2 protein-coding genes are annotated in these 2,009 nt (G+C 34.5%); both read right to left on the bottom strand.

Going from position 1 to position 2,009, the window contains the following annotated elements; genetic code table 11:
• A partial coding sequence (locus tag A9G32_RS04680) for a transposase (RefSeq protein ID WP_141672877.1) occupies positions 1-219 on the bottom strand: 219 nt, incomplete at its 3' end.
• Between the two features lie 58 nt (positions 220-277).
• On the bottom strand, positions 278-1,270 hold the full coding sequence (locus tag A9G32_RS04675; protein ID WP_065590099.1) for a hypothetical protein: 993 nt from the start codon (positions 1,268-1,270) through the stop codon (positions 278-280).
• Between the last annotated feature and the right edge of the window lie 739 nt (positions 1,271-2,009).

Raw genomic sequence — 2,009 nt, 5'->3', positions numbered from 1 at the left:
ACGCAACGCGATTAACTCTTGTTCTTGTGGACTGCGATTATCTTTTGTTTTAAATGAGCCGCTTTGGCTTGCTTGCGTTATCCAACGGTCCAAAGCTGATGGTGTCAAATCATATTCGGCAACGATTTCACTACGTGATTTACCATGTTGATAAAGACTGACCATTTGCTGTTTAAAATCATCTGTGAATGTTCGTCTTTTGCGTTTAATCTTATTCATATTTGTTCCTTTTTTAGTTGTGATAAGTTTACCTTACCCCTTAAAAAAGTTGTATGATTTAGTGTAGCCGATCCAGGTTACCATCTCTAATACAAGTCCTACATATCCTATCAATGTCAATAGCCCAATGTTGTGTATTCTCTTTGCTTAACGATAATGATACACCACTACCGCTAACCGCACTCACCGTTGTACCATTTGCAGCTATAACTTGTTCAGGAGAGATTCCTCCCAATAATAAATAGAAATATAACCTATCAGATCCTGTCGTCGGAAAGTTTTCTGCTATATTGCTATTATTTGTGACTTTAAACCCTTTTAACGAAACCCAATTTGGACCATCCATATCCCAAATGGTAGTACCAAAAGCATGGTCATCGTAAGCTAAATTTGGTTGCGCATAGCAAGCAACTGGCCTATTCATATTGGCATTAATATAGTAACTATGCTCATTACCCGTAAGATTGCTACTATTGGGAACACCATACTGCGTCGATAAGGTGCTTGCAGTTGCTGTTAAGGTAAGTTTATAAGGCCCATCACAAAGATTTAGCCGTCTATTCGGATTTGCTTTAACTTCTCCTGTAATATCTGTACCATTTTTATCTTGCCATTTTATGGTTAAATTTCCTGTTGCATTTATATTATCATCGCCATCATCGTCTCGACCATAATTATAAGGTGAATCCATTAATTCGCTTAATTGAATTCTTGGGTAATTTACCAATGGTACTATTGCTTGTATATCAGCAAATGTATCTGTTATATTTGGCATTTCAATTGGTGCATCTACGTTAGATTGATCTATTACTGCATTGGGATAAAGTGCACTATTTGCTCCCTGAGGAATATAACTAATATTTGGTAGTCTTATACCCAATAAATCTTCCATACTAGCAACTTTAGTTACACCATCAATACTTAAATATGGTGCAGAGCCGTGAATGACCTGTGATGTCTTTGCCGATAACGCCTGCGAGCTCAGCGAATAAGGCAATAAAAGCAATGGAGCAAAAATCAGCGGTGACTTGGATAGCAATCTAGAAATCAAAGATATCCTTGCCAACAACTTTATCGATTTCGATAGATTTGGTGATAAAAATAAGAATCGAATCTGTTTTTAACTACTGTGAAATTGAAAAAGATTTAAGGCGTAGGGTTGCCAAGCCTGGTGCCTATTATGATAGCGCATAACATTCTACCTGTCAAGTAATTTGTTGTTTTATTTGTGTTTTTATGATTATTTGCTTATTTAATAAGCTTTATTATACTAAATAATGCGTCGAAATTATAGCTGGTTAAACACTAAAGAGCTAGTATTTGTTAATTTATTGTAATGTCTTGAATACGATTGAAACATTACAAAAAACTTAGCATAAATATTTTTTCGCTATATTTTATCGTCATTTATAAAAGTCAAATTACCCATGCCATATTTATGGAAAAGCCCTTTAACGGAAATACTCACTTTAATTTTTTTAAAATAGGGCTTAGGCAGATATTTTCTGAACCTAGTATATAGTCATGGATCGGCTACACTATGTGCCCATTTATTGCTTTAGTATGCCTTATTATCTTGTAAAAAAGATTCAGGAGTTTATACCGTTTCATATCTCAACGAGTCGTTAAAAACTACTAGCTTGAAGATCTTGTTTTTGTAGTCGATTTAAACCGAGCAAGACAAGCTGATAAATGTTGAATATTGATTAAACATTCTTTTTTATTTTTGATCTTTTAAGAAAGTAATTTTGAGACAACTACTGGCATAAATGTAATGCCAGTGCCAAATA

It is taken from the genome of Gilliamella sp. Gris3-2, assembly GCF_001690345.1.
Taxonomy (GTDB): domain Bacteria; phylum Pseudomonadota; class Gammaproteobacteria; order Enterobacterales; family Orbaceae; genus Gilliamella; species Gilliamella bombi.
The sequence above is the reverse complement of the archived record's forward strand: the minus strand, read 5'-3'. Positions and strand labels throughout refer to the sequence as shown.